Source organism: Rhodoferax koreense, assembly GCF_001955695.1.
In the GTDB taxonomy this organism is placed as follows: domain Bacteria; phylum Pseudomonadota; class Gammaproteobacteria; order Burkholderiales; family Burkholderiaceae_C; genus Rhodoferax_B; species Rhodoferax_B koreensis.
Genome location: NZ_CP019236.1, coordinates 3,969,405 through 3,984,701, shown reverse-complemented (window position 1 = coordinate 3,984,701; position 15,297 = coordinate 3,969,405). Strand labels below are relative to the sequence as shown.

Here is a 15,297-nt window from a genome sequence, read left to right as displayed (position 1 = left end):
CGGGCGTTGGCTGACCGACGGCTGGGTGGCCCCGCCCGCGCGCGGCGTCCACCCTCCAACCCCCTGGTCTTCTCAGGCGAGCGAGGCGACGCGGTGTCGCACCTGGCGCAAGGCCTCCAGTGCCTCGTTGAGCATGAAGCCGCCGATGGCATTGTCGATCAACTGGAATTCCGCGCCTAGTGCCGGACGCAATTCGGCACGCGCGTTCTGAAACAGTTCGACCGCTTCGGCATCGTCTTCGGCCAGCAGGGCTTCGAGCCGATCGAGCAGCCCGCGCACGGCCGGCCAGTCGATGGGGCCGGCGTCGGGCTTGGCGGGCTCGTTCGCCGACGCAGGCAGGGCCTCGCGCAGCGCCTGCACCAGCGCGGCGGTGGCGGCCTCCACGGGTGTGAACAAGGCATCGAAGCCGGCGGGATCGCCCTGTGGGTTCGACAAAGCCATTTCCGCCTGGCCGGCCAGGGCGGCCAGCGCCGCAGCGCCGATGGTGGCCGCTGTGCCCTTGAGCGTGTGCATGGCGCGTTCGGCATCCATCTGCCGGCCTTGCGCCAGCGCCGTGCGGGCGTGGGCCACGGCGTCGGCCTGGCCGTCGACGAACTTGCGCAACAGGCCTTCGTAGGCATCGCGCTTGTGAAGCACGCGCCGCAGCCCGGCGTGCACGTCCAGGCCGGGAATGTGCGCCAACGGATCGTCGGCAGGTGCCAACCACGTTTCCCGCATCGCGGCTGGGGTCGTCGATGGCGCTGGTGTCGCGGCCGGTGGCGCGCGGTGCGGCACCCACTGCAGCAATTGCGCGAACAAGTCCGCGGGGTCGATGGGCTTGGCGATGTGGCCGTTCATGCCCGAGGCCAGGCAGCGTTCGCGGTCGCCGTGCATGGCGTTGGCGGTCATGGCCAGCACGGGCAGATGCGCCCAGCGCGGATCGGCGCGGATGTTGCCGGTGGCGGTGCAGCCGTCCATCACGGGCATCTGCACGTCCATCAGCACGATGTCGAAGTCGGCACCGGTGCGTGCCAGGGTATCGAGCGCCAACTGGCCGTTCTCGGCCACGGTGACCGTGAGTCCGGCGGCTTCGAGCAGTTCCGTGCCGATCTGCCGGTTGAGGTCGTTGTCGTCGACCAGCAGCACCCGGGCCCCGCGGATGGGGCTCGTGTCGGGCCCGACGTCTTCGGGGATGGCGTGAGTCAGGGTCGGGTCGCCGGCGGGAGCGGGGCTGTCGTCCACAGGCCGGGGTGCGGCGAGTGCGGTGGACCCGGTTGCAACGCCCAGCCGTGCCGTGAACCAGAAGCGGCTGCCCTGGCCAAGGCGGCTTTGCACGCCCACCTCGCCGCCCATGAGTTGCGCGAGCTTGCGCGCGATGGCCAGGCCCAGGCCGGTGCCGCCGTACTTGCGCGTGGTGGAGGCGTCAGCCTGCTGGAACGATTGGAACAAGCGCGCCTGCTGCTCGGGCGACAGGCCGATGCCGCTGTCCAGCACCTCGAAGCGCACCAGCAGCGTGTCGGTGGCCGCCGCGTCGGCGGGGCCGGGTTCTCCGGACGCTGCGGGCTCTGCCGGCACCGGACGCACGCGCACCACGATTTCGCCTTGTTCGGTGAACTTCACCGCGTTGTTGGCGTAGTTGATCAGGATCTGCCCCAGGCGCAGCGGATCGCCGCGCAGGGTCGCGGGCAGTGCGGGGTCGATGTCGAACACCAGCGCCAGGCCCTTCTGCGCGCATTTCTCGCCGATCAGGTTGGCCAGGTTGTCCAGCACACCCCGCAACTCGAAGACCGTGCTTTCGACTTCGAGCTTGTCGGCCTCGATCTTGCTGAAGTCGAGGATGTCGTTGAGCAGTCCGAGCAGGTGCTGGCCCGAGCGCCGGATCTTCTGCAGGTAGTCGCGCTGCCGCGGATCGGTCGCGTTCATCAGCGCCAGGTGGCTCAGCCCGATGATGGCGTTCATCGGCGTGCGGATTTCATGGCTCATGTTGGCCAGGAAGCTGGACTTGAGCTGCGAGGCCTCTTCCGCCTTGGCGCGTGCCAGCCGCAGCTCGGCCTCGTTGTCGCGCAGCGCCTGGTTGGCGTCCTGCAGCGCGTGCGTGCGTTCGTCCACCCGCGCCTCCAGCGCTTCCTCGCTGCGCTGCAGCGTCTGCACGAGCGCCTGCTGCGCCGCCAGCGCGCTGGCCTTGGCGCGCTCGCGCTGCCGGAACTGGCGCAACATGGCCCACGCCAGCAGGAAGGTCAACAGCGCCTGGAAGGCCGTGAGCGCGATGGTCTGCAGGATCTGCCGCTGGACCTGTTTGCTGCGCGTGTCGGACACCCTGGCGATGACGCTGGAGGCCAGCAAGGAGACGCCTTGCACGGGCTCCCGAAGGGTGGCGAATTCCGCCCGCAGGCCCGGCAGATCGGCCAACGCGGCGGCGGTGTTGCCGCTGTTGCCCATGTAGTGGTCGCCGAGGGCGACGAACCCCTCCACCAGCGCCATCGTCTGCTGGTATTGCGCCTCTTCCCTGAGGAGCCGGCTCGGCATGCCCTCGCGGATCGCGCTGAATTGGCTCACGAAGATGTCGTAGCGCAGTTGCAGGTTGTCCAGCGCTTCCTCCTTGCGTTCGACCTGAAAGCGGTACATGGCCCCGTCCAGCCGCTGGTATTCGACATTGAGCTGCAGCACGGACCACAACGAATTGCCGTCGCTGAGCTGCATCACTTCCTCCAGCGCCACCAGCTGCCGGTATTGCACCGTGGCGATGGCCAGGTATGCCGCGAGCAGGCTGGCGCCGAGGAGGCGCAGCAGGTTCTTGCTGGAAGGAGGTTGCGTCACGAAGATCTGGTCAGGAACGCGGGATGGTCGGGCTGCAGGCGACTCAAGGGATGACGGTGAGTGCCTTCAATTGCCAGGCGGAACGGTTGTAGTAGATCTCCGAGCGCAGTTCGCTTTTCGAGTCGTAGGGATAGACGATGAACAACGGGCCCTTGCCCCGTACCGGCATGGGTTGGTCGTTCATCAGCCGGGCGACGATGGCGTCCTGGCGCAGCGCGTCGTCGAACGGGATCTCGGTCTTGTAGTCGTTCAGGGCTGAGGCCACGATCTTGCTGCCCCGCGCGCCGGCGGCCGCGAGCACGTCGCGCAGCAGCGGCCCGGTGAAGCTCATCGCCTCCGGATACCACGGCGTGCGGGTGGAGAAGGTCTTCTGCGGCAGCTTGGCGAGCATCTTCATGTCGAAGACGGCGTCCTGTCCCTTGTTGGCTTGGGTCACCGGACCGCTGATGGTCAGCACGACCGGATCGGCCGGCGCCTCCAGGGCCAGCGCCTGGCCCGCGGCCAGGAGGATGCCGCACGCCATCAAGATGAGCAAGCGGTAGAGGGGGTAGAGACGATTCATGGACGGCTCCAAGAAGTAAGTCAAATTGTTACAACACTATCACAGGCCTCGCGTCCGCGCCATCGAAATGCGTTGGGCCAAATGTCGGGCATGCCAGAATGCAAGCGCAATCCGAACCACGATTCGTTCAAAAAGCGGACAAGTGACGTGCATCACCTCGCACACCGAAGACAACGGGAGACAACGACATGGCAACGACAGCCTCTTTCCACCCACTCGGTCCGGGCCTGTGGCTGATGCGGCGCCTGCGGCTCGGTGCCAAGTTCGGTTCGATCGCCTTCGCCGTGGCGGCGGTGCTGGCCGGTGCCGTGTTCGCGCCGCCGGCGGCCGAAGCGCCCGTCTGGATCGCCGTGCTGCTGCTGGCCGGCGCGACGGTGATCGGCTACCTGATGGCGGCCTTCTACCTGAGCTTCAGCGCCGATTTCGATGCCATCGTCCAGGTCATGCAGCAGGCGACGCAGGGCGACCTGCGTGCCCAGGCGCGCATCCATGGCCGCGACGAGCTGGCCGGCATGTCGGCGCTGATGGACCGCATGGTGCTCACGCTGTCGGCCATGGTGGCCGACATCCGCAGCAACGCGGCCCTGGTGGCGCATGCGGGCCAGAGCCTGGCCACCGGCAACCGTGAACTGGCCGACCGCACCGAACAGCAGGCGGCGAATCTGGAGCAGACTGCGGCCAGTGTGGAGCAGCTGTCGAGCACCGTGCAGCAGAACGCGCAGACGGCGCAGGCGGCCAATGGCCGCGCCGGGCAGTTGCGCCAAGCCTCGGCAACCGGGGCCGACGCGATGGACCGGGCCGTGGCCTCGGTCGAAGGTATCCAGCACAGCGCCAGGCGCATGGGTGAAATCATCGGCGTGATCGACGGCATCGCGTTCCAGACCAACATCCTGGCGCTCAACGCCGCCGTGGAGGCGGCCCGCGCGGGCGAGCAGGGGCGCGGCTTCGCGGTGGTGGCCGCCGAGGTGCGCATGCTGGCCCAGCGGTCGTCGGCTTCGGCGCGCGAAATCCGCGAACTGATCGGCACCTCGGCCACCCAGGTCGAGGGCAGCGCGGCGTTGATCCGCACCGCCGGCGGCAGCATCCAGCAGATGGCCTCGGGCATCCGCGGCGTGACGGGCAGCATGGCCGAGATTTCGGCATCGAGCACGGAGCAGAGTGTCGGCCTGGCCGAGATCACGTCCGCCGTGCGGCAGCTCGATCAGATCACGCAGCGCAACGCACAGATGGTGGAACAGGCGGTGGAGCAGGCCGTGCGGCTCGAAGGGCGGGCATCCACGCTGTCGCGCGCAGTGTCGGCGTTCCAGCTGCAGCAGGGCACGGCGGACGAGGCGATGGCGCTGGTGCAGCGCGCGCTGCATGAGCGTCGGGGCCAGCCACTGGCGCAGTTTCTGCGCAGCATCACCGACCCGGCGCGGCGCTTTTTCGACCGCGACATGTATGTCTTCGTGCTCGACGCCGCGGGGACCTACCTCGCTTTCGGTGGCAACCCCGCCAAGGTGGGGACCCGCGTGCAGGACATCGCCGGCATCGATGGCGACCGGTTGCTGGCGGCCATCGTCGACCAGGCCAGCGTGGAGCCGGGCTGGGTCGAGTACGACATCGTCAACCCGATGTCGGGCGCGGTGCAGACGAAGATGTCGTTCGTCGAGGAAGTCGACGGCGTCTATGTCGGCTGCGGCGTCTACAAGAGCCTGGCGGCGCGCGCGGCCTGAAGGTTAAGCCGGCGGCGCGGCCCGTTTGGCGCGAGCCCGTGCCAACGCGGCTTCGATCACCGCGCGCTTGGGGTCGGCCGACGGGAAGTCGGCGGTCGCCTCGGATGACGGCGCTGCCACGGCCTCGCGCTTCGGTCGTTCGGTGCGGGCCTGTGCTTCGAGGCGTGAACGGTGCATCGCATAGCGTTGGCGGGCGTTGGCCGCATCGCCGTCCGACCACGCGGCCCAGCCGGTGCGGGCGCCGCTGGCATTCTCGAGGCTGATGCAGTCCACCGGACAGACCGGGATGCACAGTTCGCAGCCAGTGCAGTGCGCCTCGATCACGGTGTGCATGAGCTTGTTGCTGCCGAAGATCGCGTCGGTCGGGCAGGCGGCGATGCACAGCGTGCAGCCGATGCACCAGGCCTCGTCGATCACGGCCATGAAGCGCGGTTGTTCCAGGCCGTGGTCGGGGTTCAGCGGCAGCACCGGTCGGCCGGTGAGCCGCGCCAGCCGCGCCACGCCGTCGGCTCCGCCTGGCGGGCACTGGTTGATGCCGGCCTCGTCCATCGCCACGGCCCGCGCATAGGCCGCGCAGTCGGGGTAGCCGCAGCGCGTGCATTGCGTCTGCGGCAGCACCGCGTCGATGGCTTCGGCCAGCGAGGCCCGTTGGCTCAATTCAGGCGCGGCGGCCAGGCTTCCTGGCTGTCGCTGGCTTGGCGGCGGAGGATGCGGTGGCCCGGCTGGTTTCGCCGCGCTTTTGGCTCGTCTTGGCTGGGGTGGCTCCGGTCTGCGTTGCGGCCTCGGCCTTCAGTGGCGGCTTGCCGGTCGGGCTCGGCGGCTCTTCCACGGGCGGGCCGGCGGGGGCCGGCGCCGGATCCTTGATCGGCTCCTTGGTCGGAATGCCCGAGGCTTTGGCTGGCGCCGTGCGCGCAGTGGACGCCGGCTCCAGCGGCAGGGTCTTCTGGGCGGATTCGACGTTGCTGGCCGGTGCCGCCGCCACGGGCTTGGCTGCGACCGCCTTGGCGGAGGCCGGTTTGAGCAGCGGCCGGGTTTTCTTCGCCGGTGCCTTGGCAGCGGCTTTCACGGGCGACTTTGCAAGCGCCTTTGCAGACGCTTTGGTGGGCGTCTTCGCAGATGGTTCGGCGATGGCCAAGGTGGCGGGTTGCTGTGCCTTCGGCGTGTGCGCCTGGATGAAGGCCTTGACCTGCGGGTAGACCATTTCGCGCCACCGGCGGCCGCTGAAGATGCCGTAGTGACCCGCGCCCTTGGCCTCGAAATGCGTTTGCTGGCTCCTCGGGATGCCGCTGCACAAGTCGTGTGCGGCCTTGGTCTGGCCGGAGCCGGAGATGTCGTCGAGTTCGCCTTCGACCGTCAGCAGGGCGGAGTTGCGGATGTCCTGCGGCCGCACCAATTCGATCTTGCCGTTGGGACCCTTGACCGTCCAGGTGCCTTGCACCAGCTTGAAGTCCTGAAACACCGTGGCGATGGTTTCGAGGTAGTAGTCGGCGTCCATGTCGAGCACGGCGTTGTACTCGTCGTAGAACTTGCGGTGCACCTCGGCGCTCACGTCGTCGCCCTTGATCAGATCCTTGAAGTAGTCGTAGTGGCTCTTCGCGTGGTGCTCGGGATTCATCGCCACGAAACCCGTGTGCTGCAGGAAGCCCGGGTACACGCGCCGGCCCGCGCCCGGGAAACTGCCCGGCACGCGGTAGATCACGTTGTTCTCGAACCATTCGTAGCTCTTGTTCATGGCGAGGTTGTTCACCGCCGTGGGCGATTTGCGCGCGTCGATCGGGCCGCCCATCATCACCATCGACAGCGGCGTGGTCTCGCCGCGCGAGGCCATCAGCGACACCGCGGCCAGCACCGGCACCGTCGGCTGGCAGACGCTGATGACGTGGCAGTTGCCGTAGATCTTCTGCAGATGGCGGATGAACTCCTGCACGTAGTTCACGTAGTCGTCCAGGTGGAAGCTGCCATCGGCCAGCGGTACCAGGCGCGCGTTCTTCCAGTCGGTGATGTAGACCTTGTGGTCCTTGAGCATGGTTTTCACGGTATCGCGCAGCAGCGTGGCGTAGTGGCCCGACAAGGGCGCCACGATCAGCACGGCCGGCTGGCCCTTGAGCTTGGTCAGCGTGTGCACGTCGTCGGTGAAGCGCTTGAAGCGGCGCAGTTCACAGAACGGCTTGTCCAGCTCGACGCGTTCGTGCACGGCCACTTCCACGCCGTCCACGCTCACCGTCTTCAGGCCGAACTCGGGCTTTTCGTAATCTTTGCCCAGGCGATAGAGCAAGTCGTAGCCCGCCGACACACGCTGCGAGAAGGTGTTTCTGCCCAGCGGGGACAGGGGGTTGCTGTAAAGCTTGGAGGCGGCCTGCGCGAAGTCGGCGAACGGCTCCATCAATGCGCGTTGGTTTTCGTAGATCTGGTAGAGCATGGGGACGACCGGGTGAAGAATGTTGCAGTGCAATATAGCAGTTGTGCTGCGGCGTCGTGTGAAGTGGAAACACCAATACGGCGCACTTTATGCGCGTTTGAGGTGCATTGGCTGGGGAATTTGCAACGGATCTAGGTGTCATTGGCTGCGAATCAGAAGCAAATCCACCGGAGCCTCCGCGCGCTGCATTTCTGGAGTGGGCTACCTATACTTGTGCGAGCTTGGATGAAGCCGCAGCCGCGGCGCTGGAGAGATGCCCATGGCCTGGACGACGCACGAAATCACCAATGTGGTGCCTGAACTCAAGGACTTCGATCTTTTTGCCTGCGACCTGGCACTGAGCGAAGCACTACGTCGAGCCGGGGCGCAGGCGCAACAGGCTTCGGTGGCGGCCTACGGCCAGGCGCTCGGCCGCGAGCAGACCATCCGTTGGGCCGAGGAGGCGAACCGGCACAAGCCCGAGCTGCAGCGTTTCGACCGTGGCGGCCGGCGCGTCGACAGCGTGGCCTACCACCCGTCCTGGCACGCCGTGATGGGCATGCTGCGCGCACAGCATCTGGTGTCGCTGCCGTTTTCCGACCCGCGTCCCGGGGCGTGGAGCGCCTATGCGGCGGGGTTTTACCTGCACGCCCAGGCCGAGAACGGCTCCCTGTGCCCGGCCTCGATGACCTTCGCCAGCATTCCGGTGCTGCAGCAGGAGCCGGCGCTCTTCGCGCAGCTCGCCCCCAAGCTGTTCGCCACGGTCCACGACCCGCGCGACCTCCCGATCGCACAGAAGGATTCGATCCTGATCGGCATGGGTATGACGGAAAAGCAGGGCGGCTCCGACGTGCGCAGCAACACCACCATCGCCACCCGCCTGGCCACGCCCGGCCGCGGCCAGCCCTACAGCCTCGTGGGCCACAAGTGGTTCTTCTCGGCGCCGATGAGCGACGCGCACCTGGTGCTGGCGCGGGCCGAAGAGGGCTTGTCCTGTTTCTTCGTGCCGCGCTTCCGGCCCGACGGCACGCGCAACGCGGTGCGCATCCAGCGCCTGAAGGACAAGCTGGGCAACGCCTCGAACGCCAGCAGCGAGGTCGAGTTCGAGGACGCCTGGGGCCTGATGGTCGGCGAGCCCGGCCGCGGCATCCCGACCATCCTGCAGATGGCCACGGTGACGCGGCTGCACTGCGTGATCGGCAGCGCCGGCACGGTGCGCGCGGCCACGCTGCAGGCCATCCACTACGCGCGCCAGCGCATGGCCTTCGGCAAGTGGCTCGCGGACCAGCCGCTGATGCAGAACGTGCTGGCCGACATGGCGCTCGAGAGCGAGGCCGCAACGCAGCTGATGATGCACCTGGCCCAGGCTTTCGAGCACGCGGACGCGCCGCTGGCGCGCGCCTACCAGCGCATCGTCACGCCGGCGGCGAAGTTCTGGATCTGCAAACGCGGTGTGGAACTGGCGGGCGAGGCGATGGAGGTGTTCGGCGGCAACGGTTATGTCGAAGACGGCCCGATGGCGCGGCTTTTTCGCGACATGCCGGTGAATTCGATCTGGGAGGGTTCTGGCAATGTGATGTGCCTGGACGTGCTGCGCGCCATCGGACGCGAGCCTGAGTCGTGGCAGTTGCTGTTGGACGATCTGGCCACCCATTGCGCAGGCGACGCGCGGCTCGCGCCGACGCTGCAGTGGCTGCGCGAAGCGGTGGTTGGCGATGCGATCGCGTTGGAAGCGGAAGGCCGGCATTTGGCGCAGGCGTTGGTGCTTCTGGTGCAAGCCGGTCTGCTGCGTGCTCACGCGCCGGAATTTGTGGCCGATGGCTTCATCGGCTCGCGTTTCGACGCAGGCTGGGGCAGGGTGTTCGGGAGTTTGCCGCGGGGCGTGGCGCATGAGCGGATCATCGATCGCGCTGCGGTCAATGTGGGCCGCAACGCGCCGGCGGCAGACAGCGCGAAGACTGCGTAGCGAGCGGGCCGAGGTCAGGTCGAGCACCGCAACCGTACTTCCGTACGGTAAGGCGCGCAGACCTCAGATCGGCTCGCGCAGCAGGAAGATTCGCGTTGTCTAGATGACCTTGGCGATCGCGGCGCAGACGTAGTCGATGTTCTTGCTGTTCAACGCAGCAACACACATGCGGCCGGTGTCGGTGCCGTAGACGCCGAATTCCGTGCGCAGGCGCACCATCTGGTCCTTGGTGAGGCCCGAGTAGCTGAACATGCCGACCTGGGTGGTGATGAAGCTCATGTCCTGCGTCACACCCGCGGCCTTGAGTTTTTCGACCAGCGCCAGGCGCATCTGCTTAATGCGCAGGCGCATGTCGCCGAGTTCCTTTTCCCACACGGCGCGCAGGTCGGGGGTGTTCAGCACGGCCGCGACCACGGTGCCGCCGTGGGTGGGCGGGTTGCTGTAGTTGGTGCGGATGGCGATCTTCAACTGGCTCAGCACGCGGCCGGCTTCTTCCTTGGACTCGCACAACACGCTCAGCGCGCCGACGCGTTCGCCATACAGGCTGAAGCTCTTGCTGAACGAGGTGGAGACGAAGAAGCTCAGGCCGGCGGCGACGAACTTGCCGATGACCGCGCCGTCTTCGGCGATGCCCTGGCCGAAGCCCTGGTAGGCCATGTCGAGGAAAGGCACGAGGTTCTTCGCCTTGACGGCGGCGATCACGCCGTCCCACTGCTCGGGCGTGATGTCGTAGCCGGTCGGGTTGTGGCAGCAGGCGTGCAGCACGACGATCGTGCCTTCGTCGGCGGCGTTCAGGTCGGCCAGCATGCCCTCGACATTCACGCCGCGCTTGGCCGCGTCGTAGTAGGCGTAGCTCTCCACCTTGAAACCGGCGTTGGTGAACAGCGCACGGTGGTTCTCCCAGCTCGGGTCGCTGATCAGCACCTTGGACTGGGGCTTGAGTTGCTTGAGGAAGTCGGCGCCGATCTTCAGGCCGCCGGTGCCGCCGATGGCCTGCACCGTGGCCACGCGGCCGGATTGCACGGGTTCGCTGTCGGCGCCGAACACCAGGTTCTTCACCGCGGTGTCGTATGCGGCAATGCCGTCGATCGGCAGGTAGCCACGGGCCTTGGGCGACTCGGCCATGGTGCGTTCGGCGGCCTGCACGCATTCGAGCAGGGGCAGCTTTCCGTTGTCGTCGTAATACACACCCACGCCGAGGTTGACCTTGGACGGGTTGGGGTCGGCGGCGAATTGCTCGTTGAGGCCGAGGATCGGGTCGCGCGGTGCCATTTCGACGGCAGTGAACAATGACATGGAAAGTCCTATGAGTTGGTCTGGAGCGGGTCGCCCGCGGCTGGCGCAGCGCAGCGCTGCAGGCAACTCCGAATTTTAGCCCGGCCCCGCGCCGCGCCGGGCGAAGGGCTTGGGAATGCGCGTTTCGTCACCACATGGTCTGTATTCCTATACAGTATTGTTATTTTGCCGAAGCCGAACGGGCGCCACGGGCCCGACTTTGCGCAACCCACGGAGCGATCGACCCATGTCCGAACCCCTTTCCATCGAAGCCGACCCGGAAGTGCTGGAGGCGCCGCCCAAGGGCGAGTTCGTGAGCTTCGAAGGCTCGCCCTTCCAGCTGTTCATGCCTTACCCGCCGGCTGGCGACCAGCCGGAGGCCATCGCCAAGCTAGTCGAGGGTGTGAACGACGGCGAGGTGTTCCAGACGCTGCTGGGCGTGACCGGCTCCGGCAAGACCTTCACCATGGCCAACGTGATCGCCAGGCTTGGGCGTCCCGCGATTGTTTTTGCGCCCAACAAGACGCTGGCCGCGCAGCTCTACAGCGAGTTCCGCGAGTTCTTCCCGAAGAACGCGGTGGAGTACTTCGTGAGTTACTACGACTACTACCAGCCCGAGGCCTATGTGCCGCAGCGCGACCTGTTCATCGAGAAGGATTCGGCGATCAACGAGCACATCGAGCAGATGCGCCTGTCCTGCACCAAGAGCATCATCGAGCGGCGCGATGTGGTCATCGTGGCCACGGTGTCGGCGATCTACGGCATCGGCGAGCCCGAGAGCTACCACCGCATGGTGATGACACTGCGCCAGGGCGACAAGATCGGCCAGCGCGACGTGATCGCGCAGCTGATCCGCATGCAGTACCAGCGCAACGATCAGGATTTCTCGCGCGGCAAGTTCCGTGTGCGCGGCGACACCATCGACGTGTTTCCGGCCGAACATTCCGAACTCGCCATCCGCATCGAACTCTTCGACGACGAGATCGAGACGCTACAGCTGTTCGACCCGCTGACCGGCCGCATCCGGCAGAAGATCCCGCGTTTCACCGTCTACCCGAGCAGCCACTACGTGACGCCGCGCGACAAGGTGCTGGGCGCGGTGGAGACCATCAAGATCGAGCTGGCCGAGCGGCTGAAGGAGCTGGTCGGCGCCGGCAAGCTGGTGGAGGCACAGCGGCTCGAACAGCGCACGCGCTTCGACCTGGAGATGCTCAGCGAAATCGGCCACTGCAAGGGCATCGAGAACTACACGCGGCATCTGAGCGGCGCGGCGCCGGGCCAGCCGCCATCGACGCTGACGGACTATCTGCCCAAGGACGCGCTGATGTTCCTCGACGAGAGCCACATCCTGATCGGCCAGTTCGGCGGCATGTACAACGGCGACCGCGCGCGCAAGACGACGCTTGTCGAATACGGCTTCCGCCTGCCCAGTGCCCTGGACAACCGGCCGCTGAAGTTCGAGGAATTCGAGACCAAGATGCGCCAGGCGGTCTTCGTCTCGGCCACGCCGGCCGATTGGGAAAAGCAGCACACCGGCCAGGTGGTAGAGCAGTTGGTGCGTCCCACGGGCCTGGTCGATCCGGAAGTCGAGGTGCGGCCGGCCACGCACCAGGTGGACGACGTGCTGCAGGAGATCCGCATTCGCGTGGAGAAGAACGAGCGCGTGTTCATCACCACGCTCACCAAGCGCATGGCGGAGCAGCTCACCGACTATCTCAGCGACAACGGCGTGAAGGTGCGTTACCTGCACAGCGACGTGGACACGGTGGAACGCGTGGAAATCCTGCGCGACCTGCGCCTGGGCACCTTCGACGTGCTGGTCGGCATCAACCTGCTGCGCGAGGGGCTGGACATTCCCGAGGTGTCGCTGGTGGCGATCCTCGATGCGGACAAGGAGGGCTTTTTGCGCTCCGAACGCTCGCTGATCCAGACCATCGGCCGCGCCGCGCGCAACCTCAACGGCCGCGCAATCCTGTACGCCGACAAGATCACCGATTCGATGAAGCGGGCGATCGACGAAACCCAGCGGCGGCGGACCAAGCAGATCGCGCACAACCTGGCGCAAGGCATCACGCCGACCAGCATTGTCAAGCGGGTGAAAGACCTGATTGACGGGGTCTACAGCGAAAAAACGGGCCGTGAGGCGGAAAAACTCGAGCAGGAAGCCATGCGCCGCGCGAAGGTCGAGGACATGAGCGAGAAGGACATCGCACGCGAGATCAAGCGGCTCGAGAAGGCCATGCTGGAGCATGCGCGCAACCTCGAATTCGAGCAGGCTGCCCGGGTGCGCGACCAGCTCACGCAACTCAAGACCCAGGCTTTCGGCGCGCCGGGAACCGACCACCTGGTTCCGCTGTCCAAAGGGTGAGAGGCGATGGTCCGGGCTCGGCCCGGGCATGCCGTCGGGCGGGAATACCAGAAAGATAAAATACGACTGACTGGTATATTAACCCGACAGATTTGATAGGGTTTTATGGTATACTTGGCACCTACCAAGAAAAACCCAGCAGTTGAGGGCTCGAAGCCGCCGCCATCGGTGGCCAGAGCTGGAGGAAAACACCCCGCATCGTTCAAAAGACGCGGCGGGCCATCAACGTCAGGTTTAAGCGAACACAAGGAGCTGCGATGCGTCTCACAACCAAAGGCCGTTTTGCGGTCACCGCCATGATCGATCTGGCCCTGCGCCAGAACAACGGTCCGGTCACCCTCGCGGCGATCAGCCAGCGGCAACAGATTTCCCTGTCCTACCTCGAGCAGTTGTTCGGCAAGTTGCGCCGGCACGACCTCGTGGAGTCTACCCGCGGCCCCGGTGGCGGCTACACGCTGGGCCGCAAGGCGGCGGACATCACCGTGGCCGACATCATCGTGTCGGTGGACGAGCCCATCGATGCCACGCAATGCGGCGGCAAGGAAAATTGCCTGGGCGAAGCCGGTCGCTGCATGACCCACGAATTGTGGGCGGCGCTGAATGCGCGCATGGTCGAATTTTTGGATTCGGTCAGCCTGCAGAAACTCGTCGACGAACAGATCGCCAAGGGCGTGCAGATCGAGAACAAGCCGATGATCAAGCGTGCCATCTCCAGCATGCCGGTCGTCAAGCCGATCCGTATCAATGCGCCGAATTCGGTGTTCGCGCTGGGTAACGTGTTCGCCAAGTCCTGAAGCCGGGCCCCGCGCCAGTACTGGTGTGCGTGGCTCGACAAGTCATGTTTGCGGCAAGGTCTTTGCCAATACCTGACAATTTAGTTCTGGTATTCGTTTTGTAAATTTTGTGTGTTGAAAGAAGCCTGGTTGCAGCGCCGTCCGGCGTCGGCCCGGCGCAGTTTCAAGCCAGCCCTGATTCAGATTCTCGAGAGCTAGCCAAATGGACATGACCCCGCATTTCCCGATCTACATGGACTACAGCGCCACCAACCCGTGCGACGAGCGCGTGGTGGACGCGATGATCCCCTGGTTGCGCGAACACTTCGGCAACCCGGCGTCTCGCAGCCATGCCTGGGGCTGGGAAGCCGAAGCGGCGGTCGAGAAGGCCCGTGAACAGGTGGCGGCCCTCATCGGCGCCGACCCGCGCGAAATCGTCTGGACTTCCGGCGCCACCGAGTCGAACAACCTCGCCCTCAAGGGTGCGGCGCACTTCTACAAGACCAAGGGCAAACACATCATCACGGTGAAGACCGAGCACAAGGCCGTGCTCGACACCTGCCGCGAACTCGAACGCCAGGGTTTCGAAGTCACCTATCTCGACGTCCAGGCCGATGGCCTGATCGACCTGGAGGTGTTCAAGGCGGCGATCCGTCCCGACACCATCCTGGCGAGCGTGATGTTCGTCAACAACGAGATCGGCGTGATCCAGGACATCGCGGCCATCGGCGCGATCTGCCGCGAAAAGGGCGTGATCTTCCACGTCGACGCCGCGCAGGCCACCGGCCGTGTCGAGTTCGACCTGGCCAAGCTGCCGGTCGACCTGATGAGCCTGACCTCGCACAAGACCTATGGCCCGAAAGGCATCGGCGCGCTGTTCGTGCGCCGCAAGCCGCGCATCCGCATCGAAGCGCAGATGCACGGTGGCGGCCACGAGCGCGGCATGCGTTCCGGCACCTTGCCCACGCACCAGATCGTCGGCATGGGCGAGGCCTACCGCATCGCCAAGGAAGAGATGACGGTCGAGAATGCGCGCATCCAGGCGCTGCACGACCGCATGCTGGCGGGACTGAAGGACGTGGAGCAGGTGTTCATCAACGGCCACCTCGAAAAGCGCGTGCCGCACAACCTGAACATCAGCTTCAACTACGTCGAAGGCGAGTCGCTGATCATGGGCATCAAGGGCCTGGCGGTGTCGAGCGGTTCCGCCTGCACCTCGGCCAGCCTCGAGCCCAGCTATGTGCTGCGCGCGCTGGGCCGCAGCGACGAACTGGCGCACAGCAGCCTGCGCATGACCATCGGCCGTTGGACCACCGAGGCCGATATCGACTACGCCGTGGAAACCATCAAGCTCAACGTGGCCAAGCTGCGCGAGCTGAGCCCGCTGTGGGAGATGTACAAAGACGGCATCGACATCAGCACCATCCAGTGGTCTGCCCATTAA

At 65.9% G+C, this 15,297-nt stretch carries 10 protein-coding genes; 5 read left to right on the top strand and 5 right to left on the bottom strand.

The window, feature by feature from the left end; genetic code table 11:
• Positions 1-72: 72 nt before the first annotated feature.
• On the bottom strand, positions 73-2,796 hold the full coding sequence (locus tag RD110_RS18435; protein WP_076200936.1) for a response regulator: 2,724 nt from the start codon (positions 2,794-2,796) through the stop codon (positions 73-75).
• Positions 2,797-2,839: 43 nt separating this feature from the next.
• Positions 2,840-3,358, bottom strand: coding sequence for a putative pterin-binding protein (locus RD110_RS18430; RefSeq protein ID WP_338053051.1), 519 nt, complete (start codon positions 3,356-3,358; stop codon positions 2,840-2,842).
• 188 nt (positions 3,359-3,546) lie between these two features.
• Here RD110_RS18430 and RD110_RS18425 point away from each other — a divergent pair, with 188 nt between their 5' ends.
• Entirely contained in the window at positions 3,547-5,073 is a 1,527-nt protein-coding gene (locus RD110_RS18425; protein ID WP_157900243.1) for a methyl-accepting chemotaxis protein, read from the top strand.
• A gap of 3 nt (positions 5,074-5,076) precedes the next feature.
• Here RD110_RS18425 and RD110_RS18420 read toward each other — a convergent pair whose 3' ends face one another.
• Positions 5,077-5,730 (bottom strand): RnfABCDGE type electron transport complex subunit B, encoded by a 654-nt coding sequence (locus tag RD110_RS18420; RefSeq protein ID WP_204249984.1) that lies wholly within the window; start codon positions 5,728-5,730, stop codon positions 5,077-5,079.
• A gap of 1 nt (position 5,731) precedes the next feature.
• Complete coding sequence (locus RD110_RS18415) at positions 5,732-7,492, bottom strand: polyhydroxyalkanoate depolymerase (RefSeq protein WP_083686342.1); 1,761 nt, start codon at positions 7,490-7,492, stop codon at positions 5,732-5,734.
• A 259-nt stretch (positions 7,493-7,751) separates the two neighbouring features.
• Between RD110_RS18415 and RD110_RS18410 the strand changes: the two genes are divergently transcribed.
• Positions 7,752-9,437: an isovaleryl-CoA dehydrogenase gene (locus tag RD110_RS18410; protein WP_076205252.1), complete on the top strand. Its 1,686-nt coding sequence runs from the start codon at positions 7,752-7,754 to the stop codon at positions 9,435-9,437.
• Between the two features lie 99 nt (positions 9,438-9,536).
• Here the strand turns inward: RD110_RS18410 and RD110_RS18405 are convergent, their stop codons facing one another.
• Positions 9,537-10,733: an amino acid aminotransferase gene (locus RD110_RS18405; RefSeq protein WP_076200930.1), complete on the bottom strand. Its 1,197-nt coding sequence runs from the start codon at positions 10,731-10,733 to the stop codon at positions 9,537-9,539.
• Positions 10,734-10,959: 226 nt separating this feature from the next.
• Between RD110_RS18405 and uvrB the strand changes: the two genes are divergently transcribed.
• The 3 genes from uvrB to RD110_RS18390 all read left to right on the top strand — a co-directional run bounded on the left by uvrB (position 10,960) and on the right by RD110_RS18390 (position 15,297).
• Entirely contained in the window at positions 10,960-13,080 is a 2,121-nt protein-coding gene (gene uvrB, locus RD110_RS18400) for an excinuclease ABC subunit UvrB (RefSeq protein ID WP_076200928.1), read from the top strand.
• A 257-nt stretch (positions 13,081-13,337) separates the two neighbouring features.
• On the top strand, positions 13,338-13,874 hold the full coding sequence (gene iscR, locus RD110_RS18395; RefSeq protein ID WP_076200926.1) for a Fe-S cluster assembly transcriptional regulator IscR: 537 nt from the start codon (positions 13,338-13,340) through the stop codon (positions 13,872-13,874).
• Positions 13,875-14,076: 202 nt separating this feature from the next.
• Positions 14,077-15,297 (top strand): IscS subfamily cysteine desulfurase, encoded by a 1,221-nt coding sequence (locus tag RD110_RS18390; protein ID WP_076200924.1) that lies wholly within the window; start codon positions 14,077-14,079, stop codon positions 15,295-15,297.

What these genes read in the sequence shown, in the direction of transcription:
- RD110_RS18430 (WP_338053051.1), bottom strand. Translation starts at nt 3,358, where the DNA reads ATGAATCGTCTCTACCCCCTCTACCGCTTGCTCATCTTGATGGCGTGC.
- RD110_RS18425 (WP_157900243.1), top strand. Translation starts at nt 3,547, where the DNA reads ATGGCAACGACAGCCTCTTTCCACCCACTCGGTCCGGGCCTGTGGCTG.
- RD110_RS18415 (WP_083686342.1), bottom strand. Translation starts at nt 7,492, where the DNA reads ATGCTCTACCAGATCTACGAAAACCAACGCGCATTGATGGAGCCGTTC.
- RD110_RS18410 (WP_076205252.1), top strand. Translation starts at nt 7,752, where the DNA reads ATGGCCTGGACGACGCACGAAATCACCAATGTGGTGCCTGAACTCAAG.
- RD110_RS18405 (WP_076200930.1), bottom strand. Translation starts at nt 10,733, where the DNA reads ATGTCATTGTTCACTGCCGTCGAAATGGCACCGCGCGACCCGATCCTC.
- uvrB (WP_076200928.1), top strand. Translation starts at nt 10,960, where the DNA reads ATGTCCGAACCCCTTTCCATCGAAGCCGACCCGGAAGTGCTGGAGGCG.
- iscR (WP_076200926.1), top strand. Translation starts at nt 13,338, where the DNA reads ATGCGTCTCACAACCAAAGGCCGTTTTGCGGTCACCGCCATGATCGAT.
- RD110_RS18390 (WP_076200924.1), top strand. Translation starts at nt 14,077, where the DNA reads ATGGACATGACCCCGCATTTCCCGATCTACATGGACTACAGCGCCACC.